General features: G+C 63.9%; 5 protein-coding genes. 2 read left to right on the forward strand and 3 right to left on the reverse strand.

The window, feature by feature from the left end; genetic code table 11:
- Positions 1–8: 8 nt before the first annotated feature.
- The 3 genes from MMB49_RS02320 to MMB49_RS02330 form a co-directional block, all read right to left on the reverse strand.
- Positions 9–1,715, reverse strand: coding sequence for an AAA family ATPase (locus MMB49_RS02320; RefSeq protein WP_047271609.1), 1,707 nt, complete (start codon positions 1,713–1,715; stop codon positions 9–11).
- A 64-nt stretch (positions 1,716–1,779) separates the two neighbouring features.
- The gene (locus tag MMB49_RS02325; protein ID WP_047271611.1) at positions 1,780–7,758 is read right to left on the reverse strand and encodes an Ig-like domain-containing protein; all 5,979 of its coding nucleotides are present in this window, start codon (positions 7,756–7,758) and stop codon (positions 1,780–1,782) included.
- 78 nt (positions 7,759–7,836) lie between these two features.
- Positions 7,837–9,255 carry a serine/threonine-protein kinase gene (locus MMB49_RS02330; RefSeq protein WP_047271613.1) on the reverse strand — a complete coding sequence of 473 codons (1,419 nt, stop codon included), beginning with the start codon at positions 9,253–9,255 and terminating at the stop codon, positions 7,837–7,839.
- 241 nt (positions 9,256–9,496) lie between these two features.
- Here MMB49_RS02330 and MMB49_RS02335 point away from each other — a divergent pair, with 241 nt between their 5' ends.
- Positions 9,497–13,780, forward strand: coding sequence for a PD-(D/E)XK nuclease family protein (locus MMB49_RS02335; protein WP_047271614.1), 4,284 nt, complete (start codon positions 9,497–9,499; stop codon positions 13,778–13,780).
- Entirely contained in the window at positions 13,777–17,979 is a 4,203-nt protein-coding gene (locus tag MMB49_RS02340; RefSeq protein WP_047271616.1) for an ATP-dependent DNA helicase, read from the forward strand. Before MMB49_RS02335 ends, MMB49_RS02340 begins: the two co-directional genes overlap by 4 nt.
- Positions 17,980–18,043 lie beyond the last annotated feature (64 nt).

Below are 18,043 nucleotides of genomic sequence, written 5' to 3' on the forward strand. Positions count from 1 at the left end.
AACGCCTTTCACGCGCCGAGCGACGGTACCGGCACGGTCTCCAGCATCCGGCTGATGGTCTCGTCCGTCGTCAGACCGGCGAAGGTGGCTTCGGCGGTGAGCTTGATGCGGTGCGACAGCACGGCGACCGCCAGATCCTTGACATCGTCCGGCACCACGTATCCGCGCCCGTCGGAGGCCGCCCAGATGCGCGCGCAGCGGGTCAGCGCCAACGCGCCTCGCATGGACGAGCCGATGGCGATGTTCTCGTCATGACGGGTCGCCTCGACGATGCGCACGATGTATTCGAGGATGTTGTCGTCGATGTGGATGCGCTCTCCGATGCCGCGCAGCGCGAGGATGTCATCGCCGGCGAGCACGGGGGAGACGGTCTGCGCGCGGTCGCGGATGTTGACCTGCCGCAGGAGATCGACGCTTACCTGATGGCCGGGGTACCCGACCGACGTCTTGATGAGGAAACGGTCCATCTGGGCTTCGGGCAGCTTGTATGTGCCGAGCTGTTCGATCGGGTTCTGCGTGGCGATCACGATGAACGGCTGCGGCACGTCGTGCGTGACGCCGTCCACGGTGACCTTCTGTTCCTCCATGACCTCCAGCAGTGCGGACTGGGTCTTCGGCGAGGCTCGGTTGATCTCGTCGGCGAGCACGATGGACGCGAACACCGGGCCCTCGCGGAACTCGAACTCGCCGTGCTTCTGGTCGTAGAAGGTGATGCCGACCACGTCGGACGGCAGCAGGTCGGGCGTGAACTGGATGCGCTTGAACGACGCGCTGATCGAGCTCGCGATGCCTCGTGCCAGCTGAGTCTTGCCGGTGCCTGGGTTGTCTTCGAGCAGGACATGGCCACCGACGAGCAGGGCGGTCAGGCATAGACGGATCGGATGTGCCTTGCCGACCACGACGGTGGAGACGTTCGCGAGCAGCGCGTCGAACGCCTGCTTGAAGTAGGCGATGTCGTCGGCGCTGGCCGGGGTCTGCGGGTTGGTGTTCGCGACGGCCGGGTTCGCGGTCACTGGGCGCGCGGCTGCCGCCACGGGAGTATTCGCGGTTCTGGCTTTGGGAAAGGCGACGTTCGGAATCTTGGCCGCGGGTGCGGTGGTCGGGTGCTGTATGGAGCTCAGCTGCGTCGCATCGAGATCGACGCCGGTCTTGGTCGGGCCGTTGTTCGTGGTGTTGTCGCCGGTGTCACTGACGGGCGAGACGGCCTCGCCGTTCGTCTTGTTCTGCACCGGGGACTGCGCCGACTTGTTCTGTACACTCTTGGCTTGTGACGGCTTGGCTTGTGCCGACTTTTTGCCTCGGATTGCCTTGCCGGCAGCAGCACCTCCGCGGCGCTTCGGCAACGTAGGAATGGCCACGGTCGGTGCCCCCTTCGACTTGTCGGCCTCACCAACCGCGGCACCGCCCTTGGCATGCGGTGTCTCGGAAATCACGGTGCCGTCGGACAACACCGTTTCATCGGAGGCCTCAGTCCCATCGCCGCTCGCTGATGAGACGGACTGCGCTACTGTGCTCTTTTCCGCGTTGCCTTCCGCGGTGTCGTTTTTCTCGGCTGCGTTTTCCCCGACACTGTTTTTCACTGTGCTCGGTGCGGCTGCATTCGTCGTAGCCTCGGCGGACTGAGCCGTGTTGCCGGACGACAGGACGGTCTTGTCCGACAACACCGTCCTGTCGGACAGTTGCGTGGCGTCGTCGAGTTCGTTGCTCTCGCTCATCGTGATACTCCTTGATGTGTGTGGTGGACGGTGTTGTCGTATCGGTTGATGGATGGTTGATAAATCATGGTCGGTTTGAGGCCAGTGTGCTGATGGATGGCATGGAACCGAACGACCGGCGTCGGATGCGGCTCGGGTCTACGCCTTCCGTGACCGTTCCGGATCCCTCGGCCGGTTTGCGCATTCCTTGGACTTCCCTGATGTCGTCGGCGGTGTTCAGCGCGGAGTCGGCACCGGTCACGCTGATGTACCAATACAGCTTTTCCGTGTCGATCCTGAACGATGAGATATCGATGTACCCTTGCTTCGAAGCTGTGCTCCATGTGACGTTCCAATCACTTTCACCGGTCGGCTTGCCGCTGGTAGTGGAGAACGCGACAAGGACCGTTGCCGGCTGACCGTAGAGGTTCACACTGCCGCCGGACACCGTGATGCGGTTACGGTCTGTCGTGCTCCACGCCAGCGTAGGCGGTTCGATCTTCGCTGGGGTCTTGTATACAAGGCCCTTACCGTCAAATATGATGGCTTCGCTGGAGTGCCCCTTGAACGACTGCGTAGCTGATACAGTGCCGCAGGTTTCCCACGGGTTGATGCGGTAAGTTGCGGCGGCTGAATCGCCGTTGCCTCTGTACTCCTGACCGTTGGCGAAAATGGAGAGTCCGTCATGCTCGCCATTACCGCCAACTGACACGGAGCACTCGTTACCTTTGAGCGTCACCTGCAGGTTTTTCGGAGGCTGTATCTTGTACTGCGGCGTCACCTTGTTCGAGTCAGCCGAAGCTGGTTTGGCGCCGCTTTGCTGCGGGTTCACGGTCGCCTTGACACTGAGCTCCTCATACCACTGATCGCGGCTGATCGTATCGGTGAAGGTGTGGGTGCCGCAGGGGGCCGACACGGAGATTGCGCCGCTCAGTTCCACGCTGGAACATCCCGCGTTGTGCATGTTGCCGAGCGTCAGCGTGGCCTTCAATGTATTGCCCTTTATTACCGATAGGCTGACCGTCGGCGCGTCCGGGTCGCCCCAGGGCGTCGCCGCGTTGCTGGCGGCACTGGGCTGGCCTTCGCCGGCACGGTTCTTTCCTTTGACGGTGGCGGTGTATGAGGTGCCATCGCCGGTGGCGCTGTTGTCGATTGGGAACACTAGGGAATTGCCGGAGGTCTCCTTGGTGACGGAACCGCCGCCCGAACCGGTCAGCGTCACCGTGTAGCTGTCCGGCTTCGTACCGACATAATCCGGAACATCCCACTTGACCGTCACACGCTGGTAGCCGGCCTCGGTGGTGACCTTCTTCGGTGGATCGGGCACCTTGTCGGGCATGGCTTTGACCGAGGTAGACGGCTTCGACCAGCCGACCTCGTTCTTCGCCTTGACGGTGAACGAGTATTCCTTGCCGTTGGTCAGCCCGGTGATCTGGCAGGTGGTGACCGCGCCGCACGACTTGCTGCCGCCGTCCCAATCGACCTCGTAGTCGGTGATCGGGCTGCCGTTGGCCGCGCCTGCGGTCCACGAGAGGTTCACCGAACCGTCAGCCGGCTGCCCGGAGACGGGGGAGAGCAGCGGCGCGCCGGGCTTGTCCACCACGGAGACGGTGATGGTGACGGTCACCTGTCGGTCGCGCGAACGGGTGCCGTCCTGCACGGTGACGAGCACGGTGTTCGAGGATGCGCCGATATCGGTTCCGGCGGTGATGCTGATGTTGCCGTTCGAAGAGCAGTTCACGGTCAGCTTCGCCGAATCGTCGGACTTGCAGCTGACGGCGGTCAGCGACGAATCCGGGAACGGATTGTAGGCGTCGGAGAACAGGTCCACCCGTTCGGTCGAACCGGCCTTGAGCTTCACCGTCTTCGCGCCGATACGGGCAAGCGGGCGGTTCGACTGCACCACGCGGGCGGTCATGCCGGCCTTGACCGTGCCGCCCGAATAGATGATGGTCACGGGGATGCTGGCCAGCGATCCCACGGTAGCGTCCTTGGGGGCGCTGACGGTCAACTGGCCGGAGGCGCTGACGCGCGCGGTGATGCCGCCCGATTCGCTGCCGCCGGAATATGTGTACTGCTTCTCATCGTCGTATGTGCCGGCGGGGGAGTGGGTCAGCGCGGTCAGGTCGATGATCTTCGCATCCTCACCTGCCACCACGTCGATCGTGGACGACGAGAAGGTCGGCGGTGGCACTTCGCGGCCGATGACCGTGATCGGCAGGGTCAGCACTGCGGAGTTGATGATCTGCGTCTTGTCGTTGCCCTTGCCGTCCGCCGCGGTGAACGTGATCGAGGCGGGACCGCTGTAATCCTTCGGCGCGGTGAATTTCAGCGTCGTGTCGTTCGCGTAGAGGTCGCCGCCATCCGATTTGGTGGCGCTGACCGATTCGGGGGACTGCACGTAAGCGGTCTTGCCGGCGCCCACACGCACATAGTCGGCGATGTTGATGGTGATGGTCTCGCGCGAGTTCACCTTCAGCGGCGGCGCCTTCGGACGCAGCGTCGGCGGGAACACGCCGTATGCGGGCACTTGGATGAACGCGGTGGAGGTGATGCCGTACGTCGTGTTCGTTACCGTGTACGGCACCGAACGGGCCTCGTCGGTCAGATCCACGGAGATGACGGTCGACTTCTCGTCGCCCTTGACCTTCGCGTGGTCGGTGGCGGACGGGTCGACGCCGACCTTCAGTTCGTTCGCGGTGCCGGACGGGTTGGCGATCCACTGCGAGACATCGACCTCGACGGTCCGCTTGTCGATGGTCGCGGCGGATGGTACGCGGTAGTCATAGGCGGTGGGCGGCTCGATGGTCGCATTCGGGTCGACGTTGACCGTCAACGTCGCGGTGTCGCTCAGGCCGGCCTTATCGGCGACCGTGTGCATGATGTAGAACGTTCCCGCCTGGTCGGGCGTGGTGAACGAGATCATGTTGTCCTTCACGCTCGCCCCGGAGATACCCTGTGACTCCAGTTTCTTCGAAACGGTCAGATCGGTGTTGTCCCCGGAAATGTCGTTGAGCGTCACCGGCACCGTGGCCGCCGTGTGCGGGCGCAGCGTGATCTCGTCGTCCCGCGCGTACACGCCGGAGTCGGACGCGCCCTGGAACACGCCCACCCTGACCTGTGCCTGTGCGCGCTGGCCGGTCCAATCCTCCACCGCGTAGGAGAACGTGTCGGTGCCCGATGAGTCCTCGTACGCCTCGTAGATCATGTAGTTCGCGCCGACTTCGGTGATGCGTCCCAGTTGCGGGGCCTTGTTGCCCAGGCCGAGCAGCTGGTCGTCGTCGCCGTCCACGTCGATGCCGGTCAGTGTGATCGGTATGCGCACTTTCTGACCCGAGGCCACCTGCGCCTCGACGTCCTGCGGAGTGGGGGCGGCCTTGTTCTTGGCGTCCTTCTGATGCACGGTGATGGTGATTGTGCCGGAGGCCGAGTTGCCGAGATTGTCCTTGACGGTGTAGGTCACCGGGAACACGCCCGTCTGTTTGGAAGCCTGATAACGCACGGTGTCGCCGGAAACGAACACCAGTCCCTTGAACGTGTCCTTGTCGTACTGCAGCTTCTGCTGCAGCGTCACCGTGGTGCCGTCGGAATGCGAGACATGGTCGAGCACGTTCACCGACACGATGCCGTCGGTGCGCACCTGCGTGTTGACGTTCGACGCCTTGGGCGCGGAGTTGCCGGCGGTCAGTGCCGGCGGCTGCAGCACTATCGTGCCGGTGGATGAGCCGGCCGCGTTGGCGACGGTGTACGTGATCTCCACGGGCTTGGTCGGCACCTGCCGTGCGGTCAGATACACGCGCTTGTGGCTCACCAGGCCGGTCTTGATGCCCAGCGACGGGTCGGCGTCGACCGACGTGACCGACAGCACGCCGCCCATCGGATCCACGTCGTTGGCGAGCGGTTCGACGATGGCGGTGTTGTTCGAACCGAGCAGCGCCACATCGTTGGCCGCGACTGGCTTGGCGGATTTGCCCGCGGCCGGCTGCACCTCAAGACGTGCGAGGCCGGTGGACGGGATGGAGCCTTGGGTGACGGTGTAAGGCACGTAATACGTGCCCGTGGCGGTGGCCTTGAATGTGAAGGACAGGTCCGCCGCGTTCATGGTCGCGCTGGTTTTCGCGGGCGGTTCCACGGTGGACAGCTGCGCGGGCTGCGCCGATGTGCCATGCACGTACGGCTTGAGGTTGACCGTGGTCTCGGTGTTCGGTGTGGTCTGCTTGACCACGGCGTCGATGGTCGCCGGCAGCGTGTTTGCCGGGCGGATGGAGAAGTACACGAGTCCGGTGCCGGTGTTCTGCCCGTCGGAGACGGTGACCTGCACGCCCACTCGCCCCGAGGTGGCGGAACCGGTGTTGAACACGAGCTGCCCGTCTGCGCGGGTGGAGACGACGACCTGGTCGCTGTTCTGCGGGACCGCCGACACCAATGTCATCGGATCGCCGTCGGGATCCTGGAAACTGCCGAGTGCGTTCGTCGTGTACGTGGCACCCTGCTCCACGTCGTATTCGGGCGGCGTGTCGGCCTGCTTGGGAGCGTGATTGGCGGACGAGCCGGTCAGCGTGACCGTCACCTTGGCCGTCGAGGTCTGGCCGCGCCCGTCGCTGATGTCATAGGTGAACGTCACCGTGCCGGCCGAGGCCGCCGAGGCGTCCAGCTGCAGGTACCGGCCGTCGTACACCGGCGATACGGTCATATCGCCGCCCGCCGGGGCCCCGACTTTGGTGATCTGCAGCACGGAGCAGTCTGTCTGCTCGTCGTTGCGCAGCACGTCGAGGATCTGTTGTCCGCCCGCGCGGGCGCCGATCTCGTCGTCCTGCGCCTTGATCTGCCCGGATTGCGCGGAACAGGTCTTGTTGAAGTTGCGCTGGTTGTTGGCGGACTGGTCGTTCTGCTTCTGCTGGGCGGTCTGCTCGGTCTGGATGGTGTTCCACTGTATCTTGATGACCTTGGTGGAGTCCGAAGGGTTCCACACGTTGCCGTCGACCACGTCGTTGAGTACGGTCAGGCGGTGGTTGGTGCGGAACACCAAATCCGACGTGGCGCTGACCGATTGCAGCGAGCCAAATTCCGGGTTGCTGACGTTCGGCGAGCATACACGCACGTAATTGTTCGCGCTTTGCGCCCACGCGGCCGACACGCAGCCGTCGGTGGAGACCGGTTTGGCTGCGTCTCCGGCACCGCCGGAGGTGAGCGTGTTGACTTTCTTCTCTCCCTTGCCCAGTTCGACCAGGTACAGGCCGTTCTTGCCGGCGGCCGCGACCCAGGACTCCTGACGGCCGTCCGTGTCGGGGTATTGCAGCGTCAACGGGCTGTTGGCGCCGGTGTCGGCGCTGCCCTTGTGCCAGTACAGTCTGCCCTCGGATGTGACGACCGCGGTGCCGTCCACCACGGTGAAATCGTCGGCGGATACGGTCTTCCCTTCGGTGAGGGAGCTACCCTGCACGGCCTTGCCTGTCGGATCCTGCATCGTGAGCACGGTACCGTCGGAGGGCCGGTATCCGTACACGGTGCCGTCATGGGTGACCGCGATCTTGCCTCCGGTGCCCAGCCGCATGGACGGGTCGCTGGTGGCGGGGTTGACGGAGTTGAGGTCGGAGCTGCGGCCGACCCACACGTTGCCGTTTTTCGTGTTCAGGAAGGCGATGGTGCCGCCGCCGGTCACCGCGGTCGTGTCTCCCTTGGTCTCCGTCCTGCCGGTGGTACCCAGCGTGGCGGAGGAGATGCCGGTGGCCTTCGCGCCTTCGGTGAGCACCGTGTCGCTGTCGTGCTGGACGATGTCGAAACGGGCTGCAGACGAGGCCACCGCCGAATCCGGTTCCTTGAGCTTGACGTTGAAGCGGGCCGCCTTGCGGTTCTTGAGCGAGGTGACCCAAACGGTGCCATCGTCGAGATGCACGTGTTGGCGGGTGATGGAGCTCACCCAGATGGCGCCGGCGATGATGCCGATCAGCATGACGAGCGCGATGACGGGCATCGCCCAACGGTGCGCGTCAGGCGAGACCAGGCGGCGCATGGAGGAGCGGAACGCCCGCTCGCGTTGGCGCTGGTTAGGCTGCTTGCTCATGGCATCCTCTTCTCTCTCGTTCGCTCGCTTCTCGTGCAATGCCGTGCCGCATGGTGCAGTCCTTCATATAGTGCGTTCCTATTGCCTCACCGCGCATGCGATGGCCGGATTCTGGGACATCTGCTTGTCACTGCGCACGATCTTCACTTCGATGCAGGTCTGTTTGTCGGTCACGTCATGCAGCTCGACTTTGCGGTCGGCCACGATGTTGGTGCTGGTACTGGGTCCGGAAGTGGCAGAATTGCCCTGTACCGGCGACCATGCGTACATGTCGCCGTCCTTGGGCTGCGGGTTCGTCCAGGTGAACGTGACGGTGGTGCCGTCGTAGGTTCCGTTCAGGTTTTCGGGCGTCGGCACCACTTCGGCTCCCGTGATGTCGTCGGGATTGCCGTCCGTTCCGTTGGAGTCGCCGGTGGCGCCCGGCGTGGAGACCGATGTGCGGTTGCGCGTCGCGGTGTCATCCATGTGCGGCATTACGACGAAGACGAACGTCAGGACGACCGCCGTCAGCGCAGCCACGACCACGGCCGTGATGGCCAGCGGCTTCTTCCACGCACCGGTGGGAGCGTCCATTCGCGTCACGTTCGCGGGGCCGGGCGCGACGCGGCGCTTGCCGGTCATGCTGCTGGGATATTCGGGGACGCCTTCCACGGTGACGGGCGTGGCATGGCCGTAGTAGGCCTGTTGCACCTGCTGCATCGCGCGGGCGAATTCCAGCGCCGTGCCGTAACGGTTGTCCGGGTTCTTGTCGAGCCCCTTGGCGAGTACACGTTCGACGTCCGCGGGCACATCAGGGCGGCCGATTGGCGGCAGGCGGCGACTGACGATGACCTGCGCGAGTTCCTGCTGCGTATGCGCCTGATAACCGTGCTCATACGGCGAACGGCCGGTCAGTGTGGCGTACAGGGTCGCCGCCAAGGAGTAGATGTCGGCGGCTTCGGTGCCGCCGCTGCGTCCGGTCAGCACTTCCGGCGCGGCCCATGGCACGGAGAAACCGGTCTGGGTTCCCGCCTGATACACGTTCGTGGAGATGCCGAAATCGGCGAGCACCGGCAGTCCCTGCGGGGTGATGAGAATGTTCGCGGGCTTGATGTCGCGGTGCAGGATGCCTTTGCAGTGCGCGGTGAACAGGGCGCTGCAAAGTTTGATGCCCAGGTCGAGCATCTGGTCGGCGGTGAGTGGTCGCTTGCGGATCAGCTCCTTATAGGAGCCGCCGGGCGCGTATTCCAGCACGATGTAGCCAAGTCCGGTGCTGGTCACGCCGGCGTCGTGGATGGAAAGGATGTAGGGGTGCGCGGAAAGCTCCGCCATGTAGTTCGCCTCATTGCGGAATCGGGCGGCTGCGCGGGGGTCGAGGGTGGCGCTGCTGACCTTGATGGCGACGTCGCGGCTGGGGACGCGCTGATGGTACCGGTATACGCTGGCTGTGGCGCCGGTGCCGAGTGGCTGGATGAAATCATAGCCGGATATCCGCGGCGGTGTTGGCTGTGCCGGCATTTGGCTATCCCCCTTACGACATCTCTTCTTCTTACTCTATTCCGAGGTGTTCCCACGCACAACCCTTGATGGGGAGCGCTGAGGAGTGCTCGCCGCAGGCAGGAGCTGCCGTGCGATGACGCAGTTAGTCCAGAATAAAACTGATATAAAAACGGAACATATGGTTCGGTTTTCGATTGTTGGCATATGATGGAGGAACTGTCTGACGGACGACGGGGCCGGCGACGGGAATGGAGGTGCCATGAAGGCGGTTGAAGCACTGCTTGAGGGGGAATCCGGCAAGGCGCTGCTGGTGGTTGGTGCTCCTTGCGTGGGCAAGAGCACGCTGGCCCGTGATGCCTTGATGGCCGGGCTGCGACGGTTCGGCGAATCCGGAGCGATGATGACGGTATCCGGGCGTCAGATCGCCGATGTGATAGGCGATCAGGTGATTCGCGAGCTGGGGGCGACCTCCCAGGCGCGACCGGTCACGACGCTGTCGGCCATCGCGTTCCGGCTGATCACCGTCATGCGTTCGAGGTCGGGCGAGCCGCTGCCGAGGTTGCTGAACGGCGCCGAGCAGGATGCGCTGCTGCGTTCGGTGTGCTCCGTCCATGTGGCTCATGTGCGGGCGGGGGATCCATGCGGCACGTGCTCGTTGCTGCGCGAATACTTCGCCAGGGATGATTGGGACGGCGTGCTGGCCGATGCCGTGGCCGGGAACGACGGCGAGGGTGGTGATGCGGATTCCGGCGTAGGCGTCAATGCCGCCTTCGTCATGCAGCTGCGCGACATGTTGGCCCGCATGGATGAGCTGGGCGTCTCCGAGGATCGTGAAGGAACGGCCCTGTCGGCGTTGAGGCATTGGTCGCCGCGCGTCGAGCGTTTGCATGTGCAGTGGCGTCTCGCGTTCGCGTTGCGCCGCGAATACGAGACCGCGGTGAGTCGTATGTACCCGGGCGAGTATCGGTTGGACTCGTCGCGTCTGCTGGTCGAGGGGGCCAAGGCGGTCGGGATGGTCGGCGATGACGATCTGCCGCGTCTGCTGGTCGTCGACGACTGTCAGGACCTCACCTTCGCCGGGTTCACGTTCCTGAAGGCGCTGCGCGGTGCGGGGACGCGGCTGCTGCTGGTCGGCAATCCGGACGAGGCCGTGCAGACCTTCCGCGGGTCATATCCGGAATACCTGTTCGACCAGATTCGTCGTCAGCTTGGCGCCGGCATGGTTCGTCTGCCGGCTGGCGGTGCCGGAAATGGCCGAGTTGAGGAGCGTGCGGTGGACCACGTCGACGGTTATACGTATCGCGATCTGGTCGCATCCCGTATCTCCCTGTCCATCCGATCCACGCAGGACGAGACGGTTCCTCTGCCGCAGAGGCCGGGCAAATTGCCGCAGCTGCCGGCGAGCCTGCCGATTGTCGCATTGCCCCAGGCCGATCCGCTGCCGGGCGATGGCAGTCTGAAAACCGCGCTGTACCGCTCGGCCGACGAAGAGACGGAAGACGTCGTATGGCGCATCAAGCAAGCCCACATCCTTGAAGGACGCAACTGGAACGACATGGCTGTCATCGCGCACGACAACGCCACCGTGCGCACGATCGGCGAACGGCTGCGTCATGACGGCGTGCCTGTACGGTATTCATCGGTCACACGACCGTTGAAGGACGAGCCGTTCGTGCAGGGATTGTTCGCGCTGCTCGAATTGGCGATGCTCAGGAACCAGACGGTGCCCGCGCTGGGCATGAATCTGCAGCAGACCGCACTGTATGTGCGCTCTCGGGTTGCCACGGTGATGGGATGCCCGCTGGTCAGCGTCGGCGGCGGACGGGATCATGAGGGATACCCGGCCAGGCTGGAGCCGGTGGACGCCGCCATGAACGCGTTGGCATCACTCGGCAAGATCGTCACGTGCGAGGACATATGCAAGGGGGATGCGTCCGACGATGTGCCTGGCGGTGCCGCCGACGATGCGGGGAAGACCGGGGACGCTGGAATTGCTGGTGACACCGCTCGAATGCATGCCTTGGGCAGGCTCATGCACGGATGGGAGCAATGGCGCGAATGGGCCGTCTCCGGGCGCGATCGGAAGACCATCACCGACGACACGATCATCGATGTCAAAGCACCGCAAGGCGACGAACTCCAGTTCGGCGTCGATGCCATGTACCTGTTGCTGGAATTCGCGGATGACGCGCATGCGATGCATGGCGGTGTCGCCGGTCTAGGCGGTACAGGTGACGTTGTCGACGATGCCGGTTCCGCTGTCGGGGCGGGCACGAAGGGCGCGTCCGGTATAACCGCCGATGACGTGCTCGCCGCCGTTCAGGAGGTGTGCGGGCGGGGAGACCCGCATTCCCGCGTGTTTGCCCACCTGTGGAATCTGGTGGGGACGGTGGCCCAAGGCCTGAGACAACTGCCGGCGAAGGAACCACAGTATGCGTTGTCCGTGGCTTGGAACGCGTGCGACGTCGCCTCCCGTTGGCAGCGCGAGGCCCTGAACAACACGGATGCCGGACGTGCCGCCAACGACCGTCTGGATACGGCCATGCGGCTGTTCGACTATGCATCCGGCTCGGCCGCAAGCCGGGATCTGCCCGAATTCTTCGCGCAGGTGAGGGCGATGCGCATCGAAGCGGATTCCCTGGCCAAAGTGGCCCCCATCGACGAGGCCGTGACGCTGACCACGCCGGCGGGCTCCTCGGGGAGACACTGGCCGTTGGTGTGGATTCCGGCCATCCAGCAAGGCATATGGCCGAACCTGGCAGCCCGAAACACGATGTTCGGTGGTGAGGATCTGGCTGATGTCATGCTGTATGGAGGGCTGTCCGATGATTCCGGAGAGCATGGCGACAACAAACTGGAATCCGTGCTGTATGCGGAGCAGAAAAGCCTGCTGGTCGCGCTGACCCGCGCATCGGAGCAGGTCACGGCAAGTGCGGTGTACAACGACGATCTGACCCCGTCTGACTTCCTGTACGGATACATGCCGGAACGATTCAACCGCGAACGGCATGCGTCGGCCGAAGGACGGGAATATACCCAGGTCGGTGAAGCCGGACGGCTCCAAGGTCTGGACGCCGATCCTCGCGGCCTGGTCGCCGCCGCCCGCGTGGCGCTCGCCGTACACCCACGAGGTTCCAAGGAATCTCAAGATGCCGTGGATGCGCTGCGACTGCTGGCAAGCAATGGCGTCGAAGCCGCTGACATCACGCGTTGGCCGTTCCTCGACGAGGTCGAGGATGCGTCTTCCGGCTCCCGCACGGTGGGATCGCGGGCGGCGGCTCCGGAACCGGACAAGGCCGCGGAGGGAACCGGCCAATCATCGGTGCCGCGGATCGCAACATTGTCGCCATCCGCCGTGGACAGCATCTGGGGATGTCCCGTCTGTTGGATGATGGAAAACCGGTTCACTGGTCCGCGCGCCGGCAGTGTGGCGACCTCGTTCGGCTCGCTGATCCACGCCGTCGCCGAAACCGCCAGCAACGAGGGCCTGGACGCGGCGGACTGGCGCGATGACCTGCCGATTCCGGAACGCGTCAGCACGGTACGGGACCGTATGATCGCCATCTATGAGGAGCTGCGCGACGATCCGACGGCCAACACCAACCCGGCCGATCAATACAACGCGACGCGCAAGGACAATACCGCGCATGACGTACTGGGCCACATCGCCAGCTACTTCGTCATGTCCAACACCGACGAATACCCGGTAAACAACGTCAAGAACTTCCAGATCGGTACATTGGAAAGCGCACAATGCGAGCGTTCGTTCATTGCGGTATTCGGCTTGGACGACATTCTTGCCGCCTATAACGCGATGGACGGCGTCGACCCGATCGGCCGCGATGAACTCGCCGCCATCATGGGATCGCTGGTTGGCGGGTGGCCCGAAGCCATGAACGACCGGCTGACCGTGCGTCTGTCCGGGCGCATCGACCGTATGGAGACCAGAATCATGCCCGACGGGAAGCGTCACGTTCGCCTGATCGACTACAAGACCGGGAAGGTGCCTTCGACCAAGGCCATATTCAACGATCTTCAGCTGGTCTGCTACCAACTGGGACTCGCATTCCCGGAAAACGGGCCGCGCGGAGCCGAAGCGCTGCAAGTCATGCCGGACATCGCGCAAAGTGGTCTGTTCCATGTCGCACAGAAGGATGCACCAGCGACGTCCGGAACCAGCAACGCGCAGGAGGGAATGTACCAGCCGGCGCTGTTCGCCGATGGCAGTCTGAACACGTCATCGTTCATGCCGCGGAACCGCTACAAGACCCTCGATAAGCTTTCGGATGCTCCCGATTTGATTGAAGAGCCTCCGACCGGTGTAAGCGCAGCGGCATGGCGACAGTTCCTCGGCATGCGCGGCACGCAGGCCGTATGGTCGCTCTCCATGATCGCGAGAGTGTTCTACGCCGCCGCGGCGAGTCGGTCGACCCATATACAGGCAAGGCCGAAACCGGATCATCTCCAGTATTGCCGCATGAAAGCGGCATGCCCGGCATGCGCCGGCGAAATCAACACCGTCTTCGAAACGAGGCAGTCATGAACGCACCACGATTTACCGACAGCCCCGAGCAGGCAAAAGTCGTCAACGCGCCCACCGGCGATGACGTGCTCGTCGTGGCCGGAGCGGGCAGCGGCAAGACCTATACGATGACCCGCCGCATCATCAACCTCATCGCACAGGGCGTGCCGGCCGAGCGCATCCTCGGCCTCACATTCACGCGCAAGGCCGCGTCGGAACTGCTGTCGCGCGTGTCCGCCGCCGTGCTGGCGGACGGGGGAGACGAGCGCTTTGCGAACCGGGCGTTCCTCAAGCCGGAGGTGTCGACGTACGATGCGTTCTTCCAGACCATCGTGCGGCAATACGGCCTGCTTGTCGGCTTCGACCAGAACACGCAGCCGCTCAGCCAGGCCGGTGCCATACAGCTGGCGACCACCGTGGTCGGCCGTCACATGGACATCCTCTTCGAGCAGGATCTCGGGGCGTTCAAGACCGTGGTGAATGGGGTACTGGGGTTGTCGCATGCCATAGGCAACGCCATGATCGGTGGCAGCACAACAACGATGGACGAGGCCATCGGCCGTGTGCGGGCTTGGGACCAGGCATTCCTCGCGCAACTCGATATCGCCATTGGCGATACGCCGGTTCCTGACGAAGCGCCGAAGGCCAAGGTTCCGACAAAAAACAAGAAGGACACGGAGGAGACCTTCGCGGCCAAACAGGAGGAATACCGGGCGCAACTTCGTGACATATGCGTGTACAAGTGTGCACAGCTGCGCGACGTGACCCGGCGTCGGGAGACGCTGCTGACGCTCGTCGAGGAATACGAGCGGGAAAAGCGGGTTCAGAACATGGCGGAATTCAGCGATTTCACCATTGCCGCCTACCAGCTCGTCGCGCGATTCCCCTCCATCGGGGAGCGGTACCGTCGCCGTTACACGCACGTGCTGCTTGACGAATACCAGGACACCTCCACCACGCAGGCGATGCTCCTCGCCACCCTGTTCCACCCCCAGTCTGATGCCGATGCTGATAGGTCTTCCTCCCGCTGGCGGGAGGCGGCGCGCAGCGCCGGAGGGTGGTCCAAGGATGGCGTCGGGCTGTCGCGATCCGCGGTGAACGCGGTGGGAGACCCGTTCCAGTCGATCTATGCGTGGCGTGGTGCCAGTCCCGGAGCGTTCCGCATGTTCCAAAAGGACTTCGGCATGCCCGCCGACGCGAAACCATACCCGCTCAGCGTCACGCGACGCAACACCTGCGTCGTGCTCAGAGCCGCCAACAACCTCACCGAGCCGCTGCGCATACCGCCACGGCGGGCCGGCAGCTCCCTGATGCGCGAAGTGGACGTCGCGAACCTGTCCGCGATGGACAACGCCGCGGAAGGTACGATCGGCGTGCTGGGATTTGCCACCTTCGGCCAGGAAGCCGATGCCGTGGCACGCTTCGCCAAACAGGCCATCGCACGGTACCGGAAGGACGCCGCCGCCACGGCCGCCTCCGATACCCCGCATGTGGCGGTGCTGTTCCGAAGCAAGACGCACATGGCGCAATTCGCCCAAGAACTCGAACGGGCGGGCCTGACGACGTTGGTCGTCGGCTACTCCGCGCTGCTGGAGAGGCCGGAGGTCCAGGATCTGATCGCATTGCTGCATGCGGCCGCCGACCACACCGATTCAGCGTCGTTGATGAGGCTGCTGGCTACGCCGCGATTCGGTTTGGGATCCGAATCGCTCACCCGCCTCGCCGGCATGGCCGAAGATCTCGACAGCCAATGCCGCTACCGTGCACTGGTCGAATCCGGCATCATAGGTTCAGGTTCCGATGGCGCTCGTGCCGATGATGGTCATGATGAGGCAACAGTCTCCACGTCCATTGATTCCGGTCTCGTTTCGGAAGCGGATGGCGGCTCCGACATCGCGACGTTCGCCGACCCGCAGGTGAAGGCCATCGTTAAGCAATACCGGGATCGAGTGCCGCATGCAGTGTTCCTCATCGACATGATGATGCGGGATGACCTGCCGTCGCTGCTGTCGCGTCGCGGCGGATTCGACGAGACGACATCACACCGTATCATACAGGCGGGCGAAGTACTGCAGCGCGTGCATGCCGTGACTAATCACCCGCTGAAGGAAGTGATTGACGCCGCGGTGCGGGCCTTGAGCCTCGACATCGACACAATCGTCGCCCAGGCGGTCAAAAACCCCTCCCAGCCGGTGAACCCCACGCAGGCGCGTTCGCCTCTGCAGTCGGTCGCCGCACTGGTCGACACCTATACGCAGGAAATCGTCGAAGGCGTGAATCCGACTTTGCGTGGATTCATGTCATGGGTTGACTCGCTTGGCCAGATAGAGGAGGATACCGCGGCGGTGCCCGACACTCCTGCGGACGTGGTGCTGATGACCATCCATCAGGCCAAGGGATTGGAATGGGACGCCGTCGCCGTGGTGTCCATGCAATCAGGAGTGTTCCCCAGCAATCAGGGCGGTTTGCATGTCGAGCTGGACGCGGAGCATCCCGGCGGCGGTGCCGGCGAATCGTGGACTCCCCCGGAATACAAGGCGACGGTTCGTTCATGGGCGGACGACCCGGCCGCGGTACCTGCGCCCGTGCGCGTCGACGCCGGTATCCTGCCACGTTTCCCGCACGACGCGAATCCAGATGACGCCCCGGTCGAAACGCTGCGTGCCCTGGACGATGTCGAAGTCATCGACGACGAGTTCTACGGAGACCTGCGCAGCAAGGACATCGGAGACGATATGGATGTCGCCGACCCGTCCAGCTGGTATCTCACCCAGGAAGAGGAATATGGCCGACGTCTGCTGGCTGACGAACGGCGACTCGCATATGTGGCGCTGACACGGGCCAAGAAAGACGCGCTGCTCACCTACAGCCAGTATTCGATTCTGGATCGAGACCCGAGCCAGTACCTGAACCGTCCCGGCAAAAGACCGAGCGCCTCGAAGCCGTCGGTATTCTGGACGGAGATGCAGGACTCGCTATGCCATGAGAGCGGTCTGGTATCCGCGTGCAAGAGCGGGAGCGCGGGATACTCCGAAAATGCGGATGCCATTGCCGACAGTAGCCCTGACTTGGCGGTGGCCGGTGCGGCATCAGGTGCGTCTGCGCACCCATCGCTGGACCAGCTGGGTGTGGACAGGCCGCAGGGGTTCTTCGTCGGCGACCACGCCACCGAATATGAGCGGGATGTCGTCGAAGAGGCATGGAACGCCCCATTGGAGGAACGCGAACAGGGCGGCGGCCCGACATGGCCGGCCAAGTTGTCCGAGGAAACCCTGTCGAAACTCACCGGCGGGATGTCCGGCGATTCCGGGCTTGTGACCGACGATCCGGACTCCCTGCTGGCACGCGCCCGAATGCTCGTTGAAGACCCCGATCTGATGCCATGGTCCTTCGGCCGAGGCGAGCGCGAGATCGACCGCTATGTCCGCCGTCAGGCGGAGCACCTGCTGGAGCACGGACGGCAGAACGTCACCGCGTTGCAGGCGAGAGCGGGGCATATGACCCAGCGCGAGGAACGCGGCTATTGGCGTGGCCTGATCCGGCCTATCCCGCGCGTCGCATCCCCCGCCGCTGAGGCGGGCACCCTGTTCCACGCATGGGCGGAACAATTCATCAACGCCTACGGCGACGGCCAATCAATAGATGCAGACGGCATCGGCGCATACGATTCCAGCAGCATCGAAACCGGTACGGCCGGCACCTGCCGCGAGCCGGTGACCCGCGAATCCCTGCTGCACGATCTGTCCGAACTGGAAATGAAATCCGACACACTGACGGCGAAGGAACGACAGCTCACCGTATGGCAGCGTCGACTCGCCGAATCGACGTGGTCGGAGCGTCGCCCGGCGTGGGCGGAACGCCAGATCGTCGTGTCGATTCCCCAGCTCGGTGACGTCATCGTCAACGGCAAACTCGATGCGGTGTTCCACGGCGGACTGGACGCGAACGATCCGACGAAGCAATACACCATCGTCGACTGGAAGACCGGGCGCAAGCCACGCAAGCCGCAGGACATCGAACACAAGCTCGTGCAGCTCGACTGGTATCGGCTGCTGCTGTCGTACATCGAGCACGTGCCGCTGGACAGAATCGACGCCACCCTCTACTATCTGAGTGAGCCTGATGAAGGCGCGCGCGAGCTGCACGCCCGCGCGAAAACCGAACAAGAGATCCTAGCCGAGTTGAGCTCCGGCATTCCCGAAGGATCCGACAATGACTAGGTGACCGCCAAGGGGGCGGCACACGCTGCGGATGGAACGCGCCGCAGCCGTCATGCCGGGAGGG

This window comes from Bifidobacterium sp. SKU, from assembly GCF_026016405.1.
GTDB classification, from domain to species: domain Bacteria; phylum Actinomycetota; class Actinomycetes; order Actinomycetales; family Bifidobacteriaceae; genus Bifidobacterium; species Bifidobacterium bifidum.